Raw genomic sequence first — 18,207 nt, 5'->3', positions numbered from 1 at the left:
GTAACTGGTTACGTATTTTTTAATGTGATGCCAAGTCCATCATGTCGTCTATGCACTGGAGGGGAAAGTGGAGCAATTTGGTGTATTAACCTTGGGGAGTCGTCTAAAAAGGCTAAGTGATGACCTGTTTAGTGAGGTTCAATCGATTTATTTGCAGTGTGATATTCCTATATCGTCAACGTATTTTCCGATTCTTCGCTTGTTACAGCATATAGGGGAGCTATCTGTCGTTGAAATTGCTGAAAGGCTAAGGCTCAGCCATCCGGCTGTCAGCAAGCAAGTTACCAAAATGACAAAGGAGTGTTTGCTTGAGAAAACCCTTGATGCACAAGACCAGCGACGCTCTTTATTGAGGCTATCAGAACATGGCATCCAGGCAATGCATCGGGTGGAGCCGATTTTAGAAGAAATGAAAGTGGTCATAGAAAATATGACGAATTTTTCAAGTAGCCACTTTATGGAGGGGTTATCTGAACTAGAGAAACAACTCTTTAGTGGAAGTCTTGCGGATAAAGTCATGGATCGTTTGGGAGCCATTACGATTGTGCCGCTTGCAAAAAAACATGAGCGAGCCTTTTATGACCTTAATATGGCATGGTTAAAACGCTATTTTCCTGACCAGATAACCGAGAAGGACCATGAACTGCTGAGTCATCCGCAACGAGAAATTATTGATAAAGGCGGTAGGGTTTGGGTTGCCATTAGAAAGACGCCAACATTCGACTCTGTTGTTGGCGCCATAGCCTTTGTGCCATCCCATGACACTTCATCCAGTAACAAGCACAGCGGTGAGGTATGTAAATTAGGCGTGGCGGAACATTGCCAAGGAAGGGGGGTTGCCCAACAGTTATTGTCTCAAGTGTTTGAGTTTGCTGAGCAGAATCATCTGTCTAAGTTGACGTTAGAGACTGCGTCTTGTTTGACGGCGGCACGACGACTCTACGACAAAAACGGCTTTGTGGAAAAAGCCTTTCCTTACTCTTCTCCATATGAAAGGGCGAATGTCTATATGGAAAAATCATTGGGTGATCACATATGAGTACCTTTAAGGAAATGCGCCGTGGTTTTGTTGGAGACTGTAACTAATTTTGTGTAACTGCCTACCACAACATATTCTATTAAGAATTAAGGATAGGTAGATGCAAATGAACAAAAAAGAACTTGAAGCGTTCGCAAAAGAAGCCGCCAAGGGAATTAAAACGCCTGAGGATCTCAACGAATTTAGCCAAATGCTGAAGAAGATTACCGTTGAAGCGGCATTGAATGCAGAAATGGATGACCATCTGGGTTACGAGAGACATCAAAAGTCCACCTCAACCAATAGTCGTAATGGCAAGAATAGCAAGCGTATTAAGACGGAAGATGGTGAGTTTGAACTGGATACGCCTCGTGACCGAGAAGGCTCTTTTGAACCCAAGCTGGTCAAAAAACACCAATCCCGATTCACTTCTATGGACGATAAAATCCTGTGGCTCTATGCGCAAGGCATGAGTACCCGAGACATCGTCAATGCCTTCGATGAATGGTATGGTGCCGAGATATCTCCAACACTGGTATCACGCGTTACCAATGCGGTCATTGAGCAAGTGACTGAATGGCAAGCACGCCCTTTGGATGCCATCTACCCCATTGTGTATCTTGATTGTATTGTGTTGAAAATCCGCCAAGATAAACGCGTCATCAATAAATCGATCTTCTTGGCACTCGGTATCAACACTGAAGGTCATAAAGAACTCATGGGCATGTGGATTGCGGAGAACGAAGGTGCGAAGTTCTGGCTCAACGTCCTCACTGAGCTTCAGCAGCGCGGCGTAGAAGATATTCTCATCGCTTGTGTTGATGGTCTAAAAGGCTTCCCAGAAGCCATCAATGCTGTTTTCCCACAAACTAACATCCAACTGTGCATCGTACACATGGTACGCAACTCATTGAAATATGTATCATGGAAAGACTATAAAGCAGTGACGGCGGATTTAAAGCAAGTTTACCGCTCCGCAACGGAAGAAGAAGCCTTGCTAGAGTTAGATCGTTTCGGCGACATCTGGGACGATCAATACCCGCAAATTACCAAATCATGGCGCAATCACTGGCATCACCTCAATACGTTGTTTAATTACCCTGACGATATCCGAAAAGCGATCTACACAACGAATGCGATTGAGTCCCTGAACAGTGTTATCCGTAGAGCCATTAAAAAACGTAAAGTCTTCCCAAGCGATGATTCTGCGAGGAAAATGGTATACCTTGCCATTAAAGAAGCCAGTAAGAAATGGACGATGCCAATTCAGAACTGGCGCCAAGCAATGAGTCGATTTATTATTGAGTTCGAGGAGCGTCTCGAAAAGCACCTTAACTAAATGGCAGTTACACAGAATCTGTTACAGGGTCTTTTGTTGCTTCCATTCCCATGATTGTCGGAGGTATACCGTTTGGCTTGTTATTTGGTTCTCTAGCATCCAGTCATGGTTTGAGTCCTTGGTTTGCTATTGCTATGTCGGCTATTGTGTTTGCAGGGTCTGCTCAGTTTGTTGCTCTTGGGTTAATTGCCCTACACGCGCCTATCTGGGTCATTGTTTCAACGACTTTTATCGTTAATCTACGCCACCTCTTGTATGCCGCGGACATGGTGAAATTTGTTCGTCATTTGCCCCTACCCATGCGCTTTATTATGGGCTTTGGACTCATTGATGAGACTTATGCGGCAGTGCGACCAATGTATTCTATGGGGTCCGTTAACGAAGCCACAGGGTATAAAGTGTATCTGGGGTCTTTTTTATCGTTTTATGTCATGTGGAATCTGACCACGTTGCTGGGCGTTTTATCTGGTGAGTTAATTCCTGGAATGAGTGACTGGGGATTAGAGTTCGCCATGGTGGCGACTTTTATTGGCATTATTACCCCTTATTTAAAGCACAAGTCGTTTTGGCTGTGTCTTGTCTGTGCAGGGGGATCTTCCATTATATTATCGGGTTTGCCTAATAATTTGGGGTTGCTGGTGTCCGCATTGATTGGTGTTTTGATGGGGGTTGTTGCGGATGCTGTGATGAAGCCTGCGTCAAAAAACGATAACGATGTTCAAGAGGTGGAATCATGATATTGCCCGATTCTGTTTTGATTATTGCTGGTATGTTTATAGTGACCTTTGGAGTGCGTTTTGTCTTGTTTGCGCGAGCAGATAAGGTTGTTATGCCTGCTTTTGTTGAGAAATCATTGAAGTTTGTGCCTGTGGCTGTGTTGACTGCGATTATCACACCCATGACCCTGATGCCAAACAAGCATCTAGATATTTCGCTGGACAATCCTTGGCTGTTAGGAGCCATCGCGGCGTTTATTGTGGGGATTTGGCGTCAGCACCAGCTGCTGACCATTGTGGTTGGGGTGTTGGTGTTTTTTATGGCGAAATATTGGTAAGAAAGAACGGGCCATCAACAAATTATCAGCAGAAAAACAGACAAAAAGATTTTATGCTCAATATCCAAGGTAAACCTAAATAATATATACTTGCCGATCAAAGTAACAATTATTGTTAGACGAATATTAATCGGGACTTACATCAAACATGTCAGAAACGTCAAAACCAGGTAATTTCATTACCCAAATCATTGATAAAGATAACGAATCAGGAAAACATGGAGGCAAGGTGTTGACTCGCTTCCCACCTGAGCCAAATGGCTATTTACACATTGGTCATGCTAAATCTATCTGTCTGAACTTCGGCGTAGCGCAACGTTATAATGGGCAATGTAATCTACGTTTTGACGATACCAACCCTGAAAAAGAGAGTGTTGAGTACATTGAGTCCATTAAGCACGATGTCGAGTGGTTGGGTTTTGAGTGGAAAGATCAGCCCAAATTTGCCTCTCATTATTTTGACCAGCTGTTTGATTATGCGGTTCAGCTTGTACAAGCGGGTAAAGCTTACGCTTGTGAGTTGAATGGCGAGCAAATGCGTGAATACCGTGGCACTTTGAAAGAGCCGGGTAAAAACAGCCCGTACCGTGATCGTACCGTGGAAGAAAACATGGCCATTTTCATGGACATGAAAAACGGTAAATACAAAGATGGCGAAGTGGTGTTGCGAGCCAAAATTGATATGGCCAGCCCAAACATTAATCTTCGTGATCCGATTATTTATCGTGTTCGCCACGTTCATCACCATCAGACCGGTGATAAGTGGTGCGTTTATCCAATGTACGATTTTACTCATTGCTTGTCGGATGCCATCGAAGGGGTGACGCACTCCATTTGCACATTGGAATTCCAAGACCATCGTCCATTATATGATTGGGTGTTGGAAACCCTAAAAACAGTTCATCCTCAGCAAATCGAATTTGCTCGGTTGAATTTGAACTACACCGTGACCAGTAAACGTAAGCTCAAACAACTGGTGGATGAGAAGCATGTGAACGGTTGGGATGACCCTCGTATGCCAACGATTTCTGGCCTTCGTCGCCGTGGTTATACAGCTCAATCTATTCGTAATTTCTGTGAGCGCATTGGGGTGACTAAATCGGACAGTGTGGTCGATGTAGGTATGCTTGAACACGCGATTCGTGAAGATTTGGATGCGAATGCTAACCGTGCTATGGCGGTTTTGAATCCCATCAAGGTAACGTTAACCAACTACCCAGAAGACAAAGAAGAAATCTTCACGGTTAGTAATCATCCGAAAAATGAAGAAGCTGGTACTCGCGAGGTGCCGTTCAGCAAAAATTTGTATATTGATGCAGCGGACTTTGCGGAAGTGCCCCCTCGCAAGTGGAAACGCTTAACGTTGGATGGTGCGGTTCGTCTGCGTGGTGGTTATGTGATCACCTGTGATGAGGCCATCAAAAACGAAGCGGGTGAGGTGGTTGAGCTGCTATGTCGCTACGATGAGAACACCCTAGGGGTGAATCCGGAAGGCTATAAACCAAAAGGGGTGATTCATTGGGTGAGTGCAAAACACGCTGTTGATGCAACGGTGAATTTGTACGACCGTTTGTTTATTAATGAGGCCCCCGATGCAAATTATGAAGACAAAAGCTTTTTAGATTTTATCAACCCTGAGTCATTGACCGTATTAACTAACGCAAAAGTGGAACCGTCTCTTGTTTCTGCGCAGAAAGGTCAAGGTTTTCAGTTCGAGCGTGAAGGGTATTTTTGTCGCGATTTGAAAGAAGAGGGTATGGTCTTTAACCGTACTGTAACGTTACGTGATTCTTGGGCGAAAATCGAAGCAAAAGGAAAGTAAGAGCATGTTGAAGATTTATAATACCCTAACGGGCAAAAAAGAAATTTTCAAACCCATTGTCGAAGGTAAAGTCGGTATGTATGTCTGTGGCAATACCGTGTATGACTTCTGTCACATTGGGCATGCTCGTGCGATGATTTCCTTTGATGTTATCTCACGTTTTATTCGTCACCTTGGTTATGATTTGACCTATATTCGTAATATTACGGATGTCGATGACAAGATTATCAAGCGTGCGGAAGAGAATAATGAGTCGACTCAGGCATTGACTGAACGCATGATTGCGGCTCAGCGTGAAGATGAGCTGGCATTGGGAAATAAAATGCCTGATCGTGAGCCCAAAGCCACAGAGTTCATGCAAGAAATCATTGATATGGTAAGCGTCTTAGTTGAGAAAGGTTTTGCTTATCAGGGTGCTTCCGGTGACGTGTACTATCGTGCGGCTAAATTCAAAGATTACGGAAAGCTAAACAATCGTAAGCTTGAAGATATGCTGGCCGGTGCTCGTATTGAAGTGGAGGCAGCGAAAGAGCATCCTGCCGATTTTGTTTTGTGGAAGTCCGCTAAAGAAGGTGAGGTTGCTTGGGATTCTCCATGGGGGAAAGGTCGTCCTGGTTGGCATATTGAATGTTCTGCCATGTCAACGAGTTGCCTTGGCAGTCATTTTGATATCCATGGGGGCGGACCTGACCTTAAATTTCCTCACCATGAAAACGAAATTGCTCAGTCTGAAGCCGCGACGGGTAAGGATTATGTTAACTACTGGATGCATTGTGGCGCCGTGCGTGTGAACAATGAGAAAATGTCTAAGTCATTGGGTAATTTCTTCACGGTTCGCGATGTGTTAGCAAAATTTAATCCAGAAGTTATTCGCTACTTAATGGTGTCGAGCCAATACCGCAGCCCAATTGATTATTCGGATCAAAGTTTGCAGGAAGCAAAAGTGGCACTGGAACGCCTTTACACAGCGCTGCGTCAGCAATCGGTTGCTAACTCTTACGAGCCGACAGAGTTCACTGAGCGCTTTGAAAGTGCGATGAAAGACGATTTTAATACGGCGGTGGCGGTTTCTGTTTTGTTTGAGTTGGTGCGTGAATTGAATAAAGCCAAAACGGAAGCGCCGACAATGGCACCTAAGTTAGCGGCGGAATTACGAGCATTAGCGGATTTGCTTGGGCTGCTTGGTCAGGATCCTGAGTATTTCTTACAAAACAGTACTGTTTCAGAAGGGTTAGATGAGGCCGCAATACAAGCTTTGATCGATGAACGTGCACAAGCCCGCAAAGATAAAAACTTTGCTCGCAGTGATGAGATTCGTGATGAGTTAGCACGACAAGGCATTGAGCTGTTGGATAGTCGCGAAGGGACAACGTGGACACGCCATTAGTGGTTTGATGCTTTTTTGTGATATCTGATAGATAAAAAGGCGATGTTAGATAAAAAGGCGATGTTTTTTATTAGCATCGCCTTTTTACTGGGAGCAACCCAAGTGTGGTTGGTTGGAAATATTATTCGCTACGGTGAACGCGAACTGCCAACACATCACATGGTGCACCGTGAAGTACGCCATTAGCGGTCGAGCCTAGTAAAAGAGCTAAGCCATGACGCCCGTGACTACCAACAACAATAACGTCGACTTCTTTTTCCTCTGCAATACGGTGGATTTCGCTTTCGATGCCACCCTGAGTGACACAGGTTTCTTTCACTGGTACATCGATTTGGCTTTCCAAGACTGACATGCGTTCTTTTGCTGTGTCTTTAAGTTGATTTTGTATATCTGTGATGTCAATCGGGACATCGCCTCCATAGGCGTAATTGAGAGACTCAATAACGTGTACAATGATGAGTTCGGCTCCCATGGCCTTAGACAGTTCGGCTGCTTTGTTGGCGACTTTAATGCTCTCGTCAGTTAAATCTATGGCAAGTAGTATTTTTTTGTACAGCATAGGATACCTCCAGTTTGGGTGCTGATTTTAAGTGCTTAAATGCGAATATCAGTTTCTATTTATTTTAGTCTATATGTAACGAGCAAAGTATATGAAATTAGCGATCATTATTTTTATTACATTATCCATTATAGGGGCTGCCTCATGGATTCTCCCTAGCAAACGAGAGCGTCGTTTGGGAGAGTTGCGGATGAATGCGAGACAATTAAAACTTACTGTCCAGCTTACATCAATCGGGCTACCTGACAAGTGGGATAAGTCAAAAGACATGCAGAAATTTTATGCTTATTGCTTATTTCGAGATAAACCATTTGATTTGATTGAAGAAGACCTTTGGTTGATCACTTATGAAGTATGGAAATACCTTCCTGTTGAGCCTGGCTGGTGGATGAGTAAAGAGTTGAATTTGACGGATCAGAATAAGCAGGATTTGCTGGCATTGTCCGGTTTGGCAACCGCCATTAAGGTCAATAAAGATGGGGTGTCAGTTTACTGGGATGAGGAGAAAGGGGATGAGGATACGGTCAAACTGATTGCGAAACTGGCTCATTCTTTGTCAAAGCCTTCCCTGATTTAAACAAGACTTAAGTCTGGACTTTTTCGAGCAAGTTCGCATATGATCTTGCTCGAAAAGACAGCACACTTAATGCTTAATGCTGAGTTAAGTGTGGCCGTCAGCATCCAGTTGGTTATTGATCATGTTGGCCACATCATTGTTTGATTCAATGTTTTGAATCAGTTTGCTTAACACTTCTTCTGGATTTTCGGCATCCTTAATAGCGTCTAGCTTAGGTTGCATAATGCGCTTCATTTTATCCATAACGTAATTCTGTAGTGCTTTTTTTTCTGGTCGCTCAATGGAGTCGGACTTGATATGGGATAAAATAACACCATAGAGGGTCTGAGCGACACGTAAATCGCCGCCATTAAAGTTTTTATTGGCTTGCACCATTTGTCGGTTTAACTGGACCCATAAATTCAGCCAGCGAAGGTAGTCATAGCATAATTTGTAATGAGAGTTGCTAATGCGACCTCGACGACGAAGAAAAAGTAACATTTTGGCTGTTTTCGTCAGGCGTTCTTTGTAATTGGCCTTTTGTTGAAAGCTAAGCGCTTCCGGCTCAGGGTTAAATTCAACAGGTAATGCATTACGATCTTCTTCTGCTTTGGCAATGCGTATTTCTACTTTTTCTGGATCGTCAGAATATTGTAAAAGTTCGCGAAGTGTGTCTAGATAATAATCGTAAAGCACATCGCTCACGATGGTATCCGTATTAATATCTTTTATACCTCGCAAATGGTATTCGGCACGATCTGCTCGATTGGCAAGTTGTAATTGTTTAAAACGACGTTCTGTTAACTCTTTTTCTTTCTGTTGGGCGCGCGAACCAATGACAACAGACAGAACGACTATGATCATTAAAAAAGCAATGGTGAGAATTTGAAGTGTTGCCATGATTGTCCTTGAGCAATGAATTCAGTATGTTAAATAAGAAATACTCAGTTCAGCAAGCGATAATATGCGAAACAATACAGTGATCGCTTGTCATATAAAAGGTGTTTGCTTAATATCAGCGCCCCGAAGACTAATTTACGCAAAACAAATATTTGCAGACGTACTCAAAAAGAAGGCTTATACAGTTCAATGGGAAAATCACTGGTTATCGTGGAATCGCCAGCTAAGGCGAAAACCATCAATAAATACCTAGGCAATGACTTTGTTGTTAAGTCGAGTGTGGGTCACATTCGCGATTTGCCTTCTGGTACGACAGCGAAGTCAACGCCTCAAGAACGTGCTAAGCAAGCGGCTTTGACGCGCAAGATGAGCCCGGAAGAAAAGGCGGAGTATAAGCGTCGTAAATCACAACAGCAGCTTATTGCTCGTATGGGCATTGACCCTGAAAATGACTGGGAAGCCCATTATGAAGTGCTGCCCGGCAAAGAGAAAGTGGTTGATGAGCTAAAACGCTTAGCCAAGAATGCCGATCAGATCTATCTGGCGACGGATTTGGATAGAGAAGGAGAGGCCATTGCGTGGCATTTGCGAGAAGCCATAGGTGGTGATGACAATCGCTACAAACGAGTGGTCTTTAATGAGATCACTAAAAAAGCCATTCAAGCAGCGTTTGAAACGCCCTCTGAGCTCGATATTAACCGTGTTAATGCACAGCAAGCGCGTCGTTTCTTAGACCGTGTGGTGGGCTTTATGGTGTCGCCTTTGCTATGGGCAAAAGTGGCTCGTGGTTTATCTGCTGGGCGTGTTCAGTCCGTTGCTGTTCGCTTGATTGTTGAACGAGAAAAAGAGATTCGTGCCTTTGTTCCAGAAGAGTACTGGGAGTTGCAAGCGTTACTGAAAACGCCGACTAAAGAGACCATTAAGTTTGATGCGGTAAAGTACCAAGGCAAAGAGTATCGTCCAGTTAGTAAGGCAGAGTCTGATGCCCATGTGGCTCGATTGGATGGCGCGAATTATCAGGTTAGCAATCGCGAAGATAGGCCGACCAGCAGTAAGCCTTCTGCACCCTTTATCACCTCGACGTTACAACAAGCCGCGAGCACGCGCTTAGGGTTTGGTGTGAAGAAAACCATGATGCTCGCCCAGCGCTTATACGAAGCGGGTTACATCACATACATGCGTACGGATTCGACCAACTTGAGTGTGGAGGCGGTTGAAGCGTTACGAGAATATATTTTATCGAACTTTGGTGATAAATATTTACCGAAAGAGCCACTACGTTACAGCAGTAAAGAGGGGGCACAAGAAGCCCATGAAGCCATCCGTCCATCGGATGTGAATGTACGACCTGATGATCTGCAAGGCATGGAAAAAGACTCCCATCGTCTCTATGACTTAATTCGTAGTCAATTTATGGCGTGTCAAATGACACCGGCTTTGTATACCTCTACCTCTGTTACGGTAACGAGCGGCGAATACGAATTTAAAGCCAAAGGGCGTATTTTGCGTTTTGATGGTTACACTCGAGCCATGCAGTCGTTCGCGAAAAAGGGCGAAGACAATATCCTACCAGATGTGGCTCAAGGGGAAACCTTGGCGCTTGACTCTTTGTTGCCGGAGCAGCATTTTACTAAGCCTATTGCCCGCTTTAGCGAAGCCAGTTTGGTAAAAGAGTTGGAAAAACGAGGTATTGGACGCCCTTCTACCTACGCTTCCATTATTTCAACGATTCAAGATCGTGGTTATGTACGGGTTGAAAATCGTCGTTTTTACGCGGAAAAAATGGGGGATATAGTTACCGAACGCTTAGTGGATAGCTTCCATTCTTTAATGAATTTTAGCTTTACTGCTGAAATGGAAGAGCAGCTGGATGATATCGCGGAAGGTAAGAAAGATTGGATTAAAACGTTGAATGCGTTTTATAAAGATTTCAGTGGTATGTTATCCAAAGCGGAATCACCGGATGAAGGGATGATGCCAAACGAGCCGACACCGACTGATATTGAGTGTCCGACTTGCTCTCGTCCCATGCAAATCCGTACAGCGAGTACGGGGGTATTCTTGTCTTGTTCAGGTTACTCGTTACCACCTAAAGAACGTTGTAAGGCCACGATTAACCTGGTTCGTGGTGATGAAGCGATTGCCGTTGATGATGAGGAAGGGGAATCTAAAGCCTTAATCGGCAAACGCCGCTGTAAAATTTGTGGTTCGGCCATGGACAGCTATTTGATGGATGAGCATCGCAAACTGCATGTTTGTGGTAATAATCCGGCCTGTTCTGGGTACGAAGTAGAGAAGGGATCCTTTAAAATCAAAGGTTACGATGGCCCTGTTCTAGAGTGTGATAAGTGTGGCTCCGAAATGCAGCTTAAAACGGGTCGCTTTGGGAAATACTTTGGGTGTACAAACGAAGAATGTAAAAATACTCGTAAGCTATTGAAAAATGGTGAGGCAGCGCCACCAAAAATGGATCCTGTTCCCATGCCAGATTTGGCTTGTGACAAAGTCGATGACCATTATGTATTGCGTGATGGAGCAACCGGTTTATTTCTGGCAGCCAGTCAGTTTCCTCGTAAACGAGAAACGCGTGCGCCATTAGTGAAAGAGCTGCTTCCGTTTATGGATCAAATTGATCCTAAATATCACTTTTTCAAAACGGCGCCCGTTAAGGATAATGAGGGGCGTCCTACGGTGATTCGCTACAGTCGCAAAACGAAAGAGCAGTATGTGATGACCGAAGAAGAAGGCAAACCAACGGGCTGGAAAGCGTATTATGTTGGTAGTAAATGGGTTGTTGAAGAGGGTAAGAAAAAGAAATGAGTAACGCGAGTCAAGCAAGCGTTACCAATCAGAAGTTAGACGCAGCACGACGTTTTTTGCAGCAAAGCCAGCAGTGCGAAGAGTCTTGGTTGCTCGCTGGATTAGAAGGGGCGTCTTTGTTTCACCTTCGCAGTGCTTTGAACGGTTTGCTACAAGAGATCAAAACGGCTTATAGTCTGAAATCAGAATTGGATATATTGAAATTACAACATGCAGCGAAAGAGACAGGAGTTGTGGTTCCCACATTGAGTGAGTTATCGGATCTTGCTTTACAACCCCACTCTTGGCTGAATCAATTAGAGCAAGCATTCATTGCTCAGTTGGAATGTCACTATACGTCGTTTTCTGGTATGAGTTCGGACAATATAATTGGTAAAGGATCGGATGCCGGTGCTTCAGTTGGTTTGTACTTGTCAAAGCTTGTTGAGTTGGTGTTGCGTTTTAGAGAAGAATCATCAGAGTATTAATTATGAAAGAATCTTATCTAGAGATTGTTGAACTCGATAATGGCGATATTGTATTGAGACCAGCAAGTGAAGACGGAGAGAGTGTGGAACCGCTGGCTACCTTGGTCATTTCCGATACGACGAAGTCGTATTTGAAAGAAAGGTATTTTGAATTAGCTAAGTGCATGTTCCATGCAGGCATAGACTTTGTATATTCTGACGAGTCAGCGTTTGGGGATGACGCTGAGTATTTGGAAGACATGGATATGCGCCCTAAAATCTTACATTGATCAGAATGAAACAAAAAATGCGAAGCCATGGCTTCGCATTTTTCTTGCTCGTATTTTAATGGATGGTTAGGTTGGCCTAATTTTTATCCATTAGAATACGTGCTGGATTAGCAAAGGCATTAAATCAAACTGTTTGCCTAATGACGCCGACAGATAAGCCTTCGATGGCAAATTCTTCGCTTTCCAGATCAACAAGAATATCGTCAAACTCCTCATTTTCGGGTTGTAGGCGTACTTGACTGCCTTTTTGATAGAAGCGTTTAACGGTAACTTCATCGCCAATGCGGGCAACGACTATCTGGCCATTACGAATAGTGGTGGTTTTATGGACAGCGAGAAGATCTCCTTCCATAATGCCGATATTTTTCATGCTGGTGCCGGAAACAGACAAAAAGTAATCCGCTTTAGGGGAAAACATGCTAGGTGGAACGCTCACATGTGATGCAATGTTTTCTTGTGCGAGAATCGGAAAGCCTGCCGCCACTTTTCCTATGACGGGCAAGCCAAGCTCTTCGTCATTTGCTGCTTCTACAGGGTCTTCAATTAATTGAATGCCTCGGGATGCACCAGAGAGCATTTTGATGGCGCCTTTTTTGGCAAGGGCCTTCAGGTGTTCTTCGGCGGCGTTAGGCGATTTAAAGCCTAAGCGACCTGCGATTTCTGCACGTGTTGGAGGAAAGCCGGTTTCGCTAATAAATTCGCGAATGGTTTCTAGTACGTCAGATTGTCTTTTGGTTAATTTAATCATAGGGCCATCTGGTTGTTTATACAGTAACTGTTATTATATACAGCATCACCAACGATTCTCAATAATTTAAATGCTTTCAGACGAACTAAAAACACAAATTCATCTTGCTTACCGTGCTTCTTTGGAAGCAAAACAGCATAAGCCCCGAGTTGGTCAGCGTCAGATGATCGGCGCAATTGCCCGTACCTTGGGGAATATCAAGCAAGACAGTGAAGGTAACCGACTAGACGAAAAGCACGTGGCAGTTGTTGAAGCTGGAACAGGGACCGGGAAGACTCTGTCCTATTGTTTGGCGGCTATTCCTATAGCCAAAGCCCGAGGCTTGAAACTAATCATTTCCACGGCAACCGTTGCTTTGCAAGAACAAATTTTGCACAAAGAATTGCCTAATTTGTTGGCTCATACAGAGTTAAGCTTTAAATATACCTTGGCAAAAGGGCGTGGCCGCTATCTCTGTCTAAACAATCTTGAGAGTTTTTTAAGCTCGGAAGATCAAGGTATGGAAGACATGTTTGCAGGGTTGTTTGAGCAGCACTTGCAAGCCGATGACGTGAATACGGTGTTGTACCAAGAAATGGATGTGGCGTTATCAAAGGGTGAGTGGGACGGCGATAAAGATAATTGGGAAGGGCTGATCCGAGATCAAGATTGGCGTCGTTTAACGACGGATCACCAACAATGCACGAATAGAAACTGTGCCAATTATTCAGCTTGTCCGTTTTTTAAAGCGCGGGCTGAAATTGAAGTCGCCGATGTGATTGTTGCCAACCACGACCTTGTATTAGCTGATTTATCTCTAGGTGGTGGTGCCATTCTTACACCGCCAAAAGAAACCATCTATGTCTTCGACGAAGGCCATCATCTTCCTGATAAAGCCATTAGTCACTTTCGCCATGAAGTGCGTTTACAGCAAAGTATCACTTGGCTTCGCCAGTTGGAGAAGAACTTGGTGAATTTGAAACAGGAGTTGACCGATGCCGTTAGCTTAACGGGTCAGTTGTTGCTGAAAATTCCCCAACAAATTCAGAGCATTGTGAATTTTATTCAGTATGCTCAACAAGGGTTGGCGCCTTACATACAAGGTTTGGGGTTGGATCAAGACAATAATCATCACCGCTTTGAGTTTGGTGTGATACCTGACGAGTTGCGCCAGTTGGCTTATAGTTTGCAGACCTCCTACCAGAAGCTGTTCAACAATATCGAAAGCATTCAGGATGAATGTAAGAAAACCAAACAGAATGAGGGGATGGGAATTACCTCAGAGACCGCTGAGACTTGGCAGCCGATTCTAGGGGTGATTTTAGGTCGTTTGGAGCAATGTGTTGAGTTATGGCGTCTATACTCCACGGTTGATGATCAAAACTTTCCGCCTAATGCACGTTGGTTAATGGTGATAGGGCAAGGGATGGAGCAGGATGTTGAGCTTGGTGGTTCGCCGATACTGGCGGCGAATACGTTACGCCAACAATTATGGGATAAGTGCTTTGGGGCGGTGGTCACATCGGCCACACTGACCGCGCTGAATCAATTCCATCGCTTTAATATGCGCTCAGGGGTGCCTCGGGAAAGTGAATATTTGCGAGTGTTAAGCCCGTTTGATTTTCAGAATAATGGCCTATTGGTGGTACCCAATATGGAGCATGAGCCAAATCGTGTGGATCAACATACTGCAGAGATAGTGGCTTACCTGAATAAGAATGTTCATACCGATAAAGGAAGTTTAGTGCTGTTTTCTTCCCGTCGTCAAATGGAGGACGTTGCTAAATCGCTTGCTGCTGGATTGCAGGAAATCCTTTTAACTCAAGGAGAGCAGTCTAAACGGGTTATTCTGGATTCTCACCGGGCCAAGATTGATGAGGGTAAGGGCAGTTTGCTATTTGGTTTGGCGAGTTTTGCCGAAGGGGTGGATTTGCCAGGTAAGTATTTGACCTCTGTGTACATTGCCAAAATTCCTTTTGCCGTACCGGATGATCCGGTTGAGGCAACGCTGGCTGAATGGATACAAAAACGTGGTGGGAATCCCTTTATGGAAATTACTATTCCAGATGCGTCTTTACGCTTGGTGCAGGCGACAGGACGTTTGTTACGGAGTGAAAAAGACTCGGGAGAAATTCATATACTGGATAAGCGCCTCAGGACAAAGCGCTATGGGCAACAGTTAATTGATAGTCTTCCACCGTATCGCATGGTATAGCTTTCCATCTTTTTATCCCATGACGGGGTGCGAAAACCAGTAACTTAGTAACGCAAGGGGTGATAAAAACCTATCATTTAGGTACACTCCCCGCAAAGTTTCATAAATTCAAAAATATAGAAGAATATAGATTCCAATATGGAAAACCAAACAACAGACTCCGCTCCAGAGAAAAAACAAAGACCTAAGCGTCCGCGCCGTTCTAATAAGCGCCCGAACAAAAATAGCAAATCGAACAGTGCGCCTGCACAAACAGCTTCTTCAGTGGCGGAAAAAATGGAAAATAACGGTTCAGTGTGGTCAATCGATCAATTTCAAGTGCCAGAAGTAGAAGGCAAATTACGTTTTCATGATTTGAACTTACCTGACCGTGTATTGAAATCCATCTCAGAAATGGGCTTTGAGTACTGTAGTGAAATTCAAGCAGAAACCTTGCCGATGACCATTAAGGGATATGACCTTATTGGACAGGCGCAAACAGGAACTGGAAAAACGGCAGCCTTTTTGATCGCCATGATCAGTGACTTTTTGGACTATCCGCTAACAGAAAAGCGTGCTAATCACTTTGCCCGCGGTTTGATTATCGCCCCAACCCGTGAATTGGCGTTACAAATTGCCGATGAAGCGGTGAAGTTAGCGTCAAATTGCCATTTGAATGTGGTTTCTTTGGTGGGGGGAATGAGCTATGAAAAGCAGAAACAGGCTTTAGAAAACGAAAATGTGGATATTCTTGTCGCGACGCCTGGACGTTTGCTGGATTTTGCCCGCAGCAAAAAAGTTATGTTAAATCAGGTGGAATGCTTGGTGCTAGATGAAGCAGACCGCATGTTATCGATGGGCTTTATTCCAGATGTTAAAAGCATCATTCGCATGACGCCTCATAAAGAAAAGCGCCAAACAATGTTGTTTAGTGCGACTTTCCCAAAAGATATACAGGTTTTAGCGCGCCAGTGGACATTCTTTCCGAAAGAAGTATCCGTGGTGCCAAAAGAAGCGACAAACCAGAATATTGATCAAGTGATTTATACTGTAGAGGCCGAACAGAAATGGCCTGTTCTGCAGCAGTTGATTGAAGGTAACAACAATCAGAGAACGATTATTTTCGCAAATCGTCGTGATGAAACCCGCGACCTTTATGAAAAGCTCAGAAAAGCGAATATTAATTGTGCGATTCTGTCAGGTGAAGTGGCTCAAGATAAACGTGTTAAAACATTGAAAAACTTCAAAGAAGGCATTATTCAAGTATTAGTAGCAACGGATGTCGCCGGGCGTGGTATTCACGTGGATAACATCGAATTGGTTGTTAACTATGCTTTACCTGAAGACCCAGAAGACTATGTGCACCGTATTGGTCGTACTGGTCGTGGTGGGGAAACTGGTAAAGCGGTCAGCTTTGCCAGTGAGGACGACGCCTTTTTGATTCCTGAAATTGAAAAGGTAGTGGGCGAAAGTATACGTTGTGAATATATGGTGAATACGGCACTTTAATACTTTTCTTACATTAAAGCCCATCGAAATATGCGCATAGCGAATGCCATATTGCGATGGGCTCATCAAGTGAGTACCTATGAACTTAGAGCACCACTTTGCAGGTTTGGGTGAGGCATTTTATGCCAAAACACGCATCCAGCCACTTCTTCAGCAGCGCTTGGTTGAATTCAACCAGGAACTTGCTCACTCTCTGTCTATTGACATTAAATCCTCTGAAACCAAGTCTATTTTGAATGGTGAAACGCCAATAGAACAAGCCTTAAGCATGGTTTATGCGGGACATCAGTTTGGCGGCTTTTCTCCTCAGTTAGGGGATGGCAGAGGGGTTCTGTTAGGCGAAGTGCGTGATGATCGCGGGCTCTTGCAGGATCTTCATATGAAGGGGGCGGGGCCGACGCCTTATTCTCGTCGTGGCGATGGTCGAGCGGTGCTGCGTTCTTGTATTCGTGAGTATCTGGCGAGTGAAGCAATGCATGGGGTATCGGTTCCTACTTCCCGTGCTCTGGCCTTGTTTGACAGCGAGCAGCCTGTGTATCGCGAAACGCCTGAAAAAGGCGCTATGTTATTGCGTACGGCGCAAGGACATATTCGCTTTGGACACTTTGAATTTTTCTTTTACCAACGTAGAGATGATGAGCTCAAGACGTTACTTGATTACTGTCTCGAGCATTATTATGCGCAGTGTTTAGCGACCGATGCGCCACTTGAAAATATGCTGATTGAAGTGGTGAAGCGGACTGCCAGAATGATTGCTAAGTGGCAGGCCGTTGGATTTCAGCACGGTGTCATGAATACCGATAATTTTTCTTTTACTGGCGAAACCATTGACTATGGGCCATATGGCTTTATGGAAGATTATGAACCAGACTGGATTTGTAACCATTCAGACTATGAAGGGCGCTATGCGTTTTCTAGGCAGCCAAGTATCGGCTTGTGGAACTTAAACTGCTTGATGCGTTGTTTTTCACGACTGCTTGAGCGTGAACAATTGATTGCCATTTTGCAGCATTATGAGCCTGAACTGCAGTCTCATTATGAAAGTTTGATGAAGGCGAAGATGGGAGTTAATGATACGGAGCGCTTAGAGACTCTGTTGCCGAGTTTGTTTTCTATATTGGCCGCAGAGAAAATGGACTATAGTATCTTTTTCCGTTTATTGAGCAAATTGATGCCTGATAACCGCCATATAATCCTTGATGAAGTTATTGATAGAGAGCGGATGTCTCAATGGCTTACTCAGTACCAGCAAGCTCGTGAGCAGGAAAATGAAAATTGGCAACAAGTCAGTTTGCAAATGCAACAAGTCAACCCCAAATATGTATTGAGAAACTACCTTGCTCATGAAGCCATTGTCGCTGCAGAGGAAGGGGATTATTTGCCTTTTCGTCGATTACTGACGGTCTTAAGTGCGCCATTTGATGAGCATGTGGAGAATGAAAAGCTGGCACAAAGAGCGCCAGACTGGGGCAAATCATTAGAAGTGAGTTGCTCTTCATAACAACAGGAGGGTGGACTCTTTAAGACATCATGCTAGGTCTTCTTAACATATAATTATTGGCTTTCTCAACGCAAAGTAGATCCAG

16 protein-coding genes are annotated in these 18,207 nt (G+C 44.2%); 13 read left to right on the top strand and 3 right to left on the bottom strand.

Going from position 1 to position 18,207, the window contains the following annotated elements:
• Positions 1–67 precede the first annotated feature (67 nt).
• The 6 genes from AC0VYG_RS12700 to cysS all read left to right on the top strand — a co-directional run bounded on the left by AC0VYG_RS12700 (position 68) and on the right by cysS (position 6,620).
• Positions 68–1,039, top strand: coding sequence for a bifunctional helix-turn-helix transcriptional regulator/GNAT family N-acetyltransferase (locus AC0VYG_RS12700; RefSeq protein WP_475428368.1), 972 nt, complete (start codon positions 68–70; stop codon positions 1,037–1,039).
• 106 nt (positions 1,040–1,145) lie between these two features.
• Positions 1,146–2,357 carry an IS256 family transposase gene (locus tag AC0VYG_RS12695; protein ID WP_475432512.1) on the top strand — a complete coding sequence of 404 codons (1,212 nt, stop codon included), beginning with the start codon at positions 1,146–1,148 and terminating at the stop codon, positions 2,355–2,357.
• 50 nt (positions 2,358–2,407) lie between these two features.
• A complete protein-coding gene (locus tag AC0VYG_RS12690) occupies positions 2,408–3,094 on the top strand; it encodes an AzlC family ABC transporter permease (protein WP_475428367.1) in 687 nt (228 codons plus the stop codon).
• Positions 3,091–3,411, top strand: a complete 321-nt coding sequence (locus AC0VYG_RS12685; protein WP_475428366.1) for an AzlD domain-containing protein — start codon at positions 3,091–3,093, stop codon at positions 3,409–3,411. Before AC0VYG_RS12690 ends, AC0VYG_RS12685 begins: the two co-directional genes overlap by 4 nt.
• A 148-nt stretch (positions 3,412–3,559) precedes the next feature.
• Complete coding sequence (locus AC0VYG_RS12680) at positions 3,560–5,233, top strand: glutamine--tRNA ligase/YqeY domain fusion protein (protein WP_475428365.1); 1,674 nt, start codon at positions 3,560–3,562, stop codon at positions 5,231–5,233.
• Positions 5,234–5,237: 4 nt separating this feature from the next.
• Positions 5,238–6,620 carry a cysteine--tRNA ligase gene (cysS, locus tag AC0VYG_RS12675; RefSeq protein ID WP_475428364.1) on the top strand — a complete coding sequence of 461 codons (1,383 nt, stop codon included), beginning with the start codon at positions 5,238–5,240 and terminating at the stop codon, positions 6,618–6,620.
• Between the two features lie 121 nt (positions 6,621–6,741).
• On the opposite strand, the gene AC0VYG_RS12670 is transcribed toward cysS, so the two are convergent.
• On the bottom strand, positions 6,742–7,179 hold the full coding sequence (locus AC0VYG_RS12670) for a universal stress protein (protein WP_475428363.1): 438 nt from the start codon (positions 7,177–7,179) through the stop codon (positions 6,742–6,744).
• Positions 7,180–7,270: 91 nt separating this feature from the next.
• On the opposite strand from AC0VYG_RS12670, the gene AC0VYG_RS12665 reads away from it, so the two are divergent.
• Entirely contained in the window at positions 7,271–7,756 is a 486-nt protein-coding gene (locus AC0VYG_RS12665) for a hypothetical protein (protein WP_475428362.1), read from the top strand.
• A gap of 84 nt (positions 7,757–7,840) precedes the next feature.
• Here AC0VYG_RS12665 and AC0VYG_RS12660 read toward each other — a convergent pair whose 3' ends face one another.
• Entirely contained in the window at positions 7,841–8,635 is a 795-nt protein-coding gene (locus AC0VYG_RS12660; protein ID WP_475428361.1) for a DNA topoisomerase I, read from the bottom strand.
• A gap of 189 nt (positions 8,636–8,824) precedes the next feature.
• On the opposite strand from AC0VYG_RS12660, the gene topA reads away from it, so the two are divergent.
• The 3 genes from topA to AC0VYG_RS12645 are packed head-to-tail and all read left to right on the top strand — an operon-like array spanning position 8,825 to position 12,191.
• Positions 8,825–11,455: a type I DNA topoisomerase gene (gene topA / locus AC0VYG_RS12655; RefSeq protein WP_475428360.1), complete on the top strand. Its 2,631-nt coding sequence runs from the start codon at positions 8,825–8,827 to the stop codon at positions 11,453–11,455.
• Complete coding sequence (locus AC0VYG_RS12650) at positions 11,452–11,922, top strand: DUF6586 family protein (protein WP_475428359.1); 471 nt, start codon at positions 11,452–11,454, stop codon at positions 11,920–11,922. The genes topA and AC0VYG_RS12650 overlap by 4 nt, the downstream gene beginning before the upstream one ends.
• Before the next feature lie 2 nt (positions 11,923–11,924).
• Positions 11,925–12,191, top strand: coding sequence for a hypothetical protein (locus AC0VYG_RS12645; protein WP_475428358.1), 267 nt, complete (start codon positions 11,925–11,927; stop codon positions 12,189–12,191).
• Between the two features lie 124 nt (positions 12,192–12,315).
• Here AC0VYG_RS12645 and lexA read toward each other — a convergent pair whose 3' ends face one another.
• Complete coding sequence (gene lexA / locus AC0VYG_RS12640; RefSeq protein WP_475428357.1) at positions 12,316–12,939, bottom strand: transcriptional repressor LexA; 624 nt, start codon at positions 12,937–12,939, stop codon at positions 12,316–12,318.
• A 70-nt stretch (positions 12,940–13,009) separates the two neighbouring features.
• Here lexA and dinG point away from each other — a divergent pair, with 70 nt between their 5' ends.
• The 3 genes from dinG (at position 13,010) to AC0VYG_RS12625 (ending at position 18,122) form a co-directional block, all read left to right on the top strand.
• Positions 13,010–15,133, top strand: a complete 2,124-nt coding sequence (gene dinG, locus AC0VYG_RS12635; protein WP_475428356.1) for an ATP-dependent DNA helicase DinG — start codon at positions 13,010–13,012, stop codon at positions 15,131–15,133.
• A gap of 138 nt (positions 15,134–15,271) precedes the next feature.
• The gene (locus tag AC0VYG_RS12630; RefSeq protein ID WP_475428355.1) at positions 15,272–16,621 is read left to right on the top strand and encodes a DEAD/DEAH box helicase; all 1,350 of its coding nucleotides are present in this window, start codon (positions 15,272–15,274) and stop codon (positions 16,619–16,621) included.
• A gap of 79 nt (positions 16,622–16,700) precedes the next feature.
• Complete coding sequence (locus AC0VYG_RS12625) at positions 16,701–18,122, top strand: protein adenylyltransferase SelO (RefSeq protein ID WP_475428354.1); 1,422 nt, start codon at positions 16,701–16,703, stop codon at positions 18,120–18,122.
• Positions 18,123–18,207: the final 85 nt, after the last annotated feature.

The sequence above is a fragment of the Marinomonas sp. 63XJN7_7_ISO-PGPR-S23-202 genome (genome assembly GCF_056173505.1).
The sequence above is the reverse complement of the archived record's forward strand: the minus strand, read 5'-3'. Positions and strand labels throughout refer to the sequence as shown.

Excerpts from the sequence above, each read along its gene's own strand:
- AC0VYG_RS12645 (WP_475428358.1), top strand. The coding sequence starts at position 11,925 with ATGAAAGAATCTTATCTAGAGATTGTTGAACTCGATAATGGCGATATT.
- topA (WP_475428360.1), top strand. The coding sequence starts at position 8,825 with ATGGGAAAATCACTGGTTATCGTGGAATCGCCAGCTAAGGCGAAAACC.
- lexA (WP_475428357.1), bottom strand. The coding sequence starts at position 12,939 with ATGATTAAATTAACCAAAAGACAATCTGACGTACTAGAAACCATTCGC.
- cysS (WP_475428364.1), top strand. The coding sequence starts at position 5,238 with ATGTTGAAGATTTATAATACCCTAACGGGCAAAAAAGAAATTTTCAAA.
- AC0VYG_RS12680 (WP_475428365.1), top strand. The coding sequence starts at position 3,560 with ATGTCAGAAACGTCAAAACCAGGTAATTTCATTACCCAAATCATTGAT.
- AC0VYG_RS12695 (WP_475432512.1), top strand. The coding sequence starts at position 1,146 with ATGAACAAAAAAGAACTTGAAGCGTTCGCAAAAGAAGCCGCCAAGGGA.
- AC0VYG_RS12650 (WP_475428359.1), top strand. The coding sequence starts at position 11,452 with ATGAGTAACGCGAGTCAAGCAAGCGTTACCAATCAGAAGTTAGACGCA.
- AC0VYG_RS12685 (WP_475428366.1), top strand. The coding sequence starts at position 3,091 with ATGATATTGCCCGATTCTGTTTTGATTATTGCTGGTATGTTTATAGTG.
- AC0VYG_RS12625 (WP_475428354.1), top strand. The coding sequence starts at position 16,701 with ATGAACTTAGAGCACCACTTTGCAGGTTTGGGTGAGGCATTTTATGCC.
- AC0VYG_RS12690 (WP_475428367.1), top strand. The coding sequence starts at position 2,408 with ATGATTGTCGGAGGTATACCGTTTGGCTTGTTATTTGGTTCTCTAGCA.
- AC0VYG_RS12630 (WP_475428355.1), top strand. The coding sequence starts at position 15,272 with ATGGAAAACCAAACAACAGACTCCGCTCCAGAGAAAAAACAAAGACCT.
- AC0VYG_RS12670 (WP_475428363.1), bottom strand. The coding sequence starts at position 7,179 with ATGCTGTACAAAAAAATACTACTTGCCATAGATTTAACTGACGAGAGC.
- dinG (WP_475428356.1), top strand. The coding sequence starts at position 13,010 with ATGCTTTCAGACGAACTAAAAACACAAATTCATCTTGCTTACCGTGCT.
- AC0VYG_RS12660 (WP_475428361.1), bottom strand. The coding sequence starts at position 8,635 with ATGGCAACACTTCAAATTCTCACCATTGCTTTTTTAATGATCATAGTC.
- AC0VYG_RS12665 (WP_475428362.1), top strand. The coding sequence starts at position 7,271 with ATGAAATTAGCGATCATTATTTTTATTACATTATCCATTATAGGGGCT.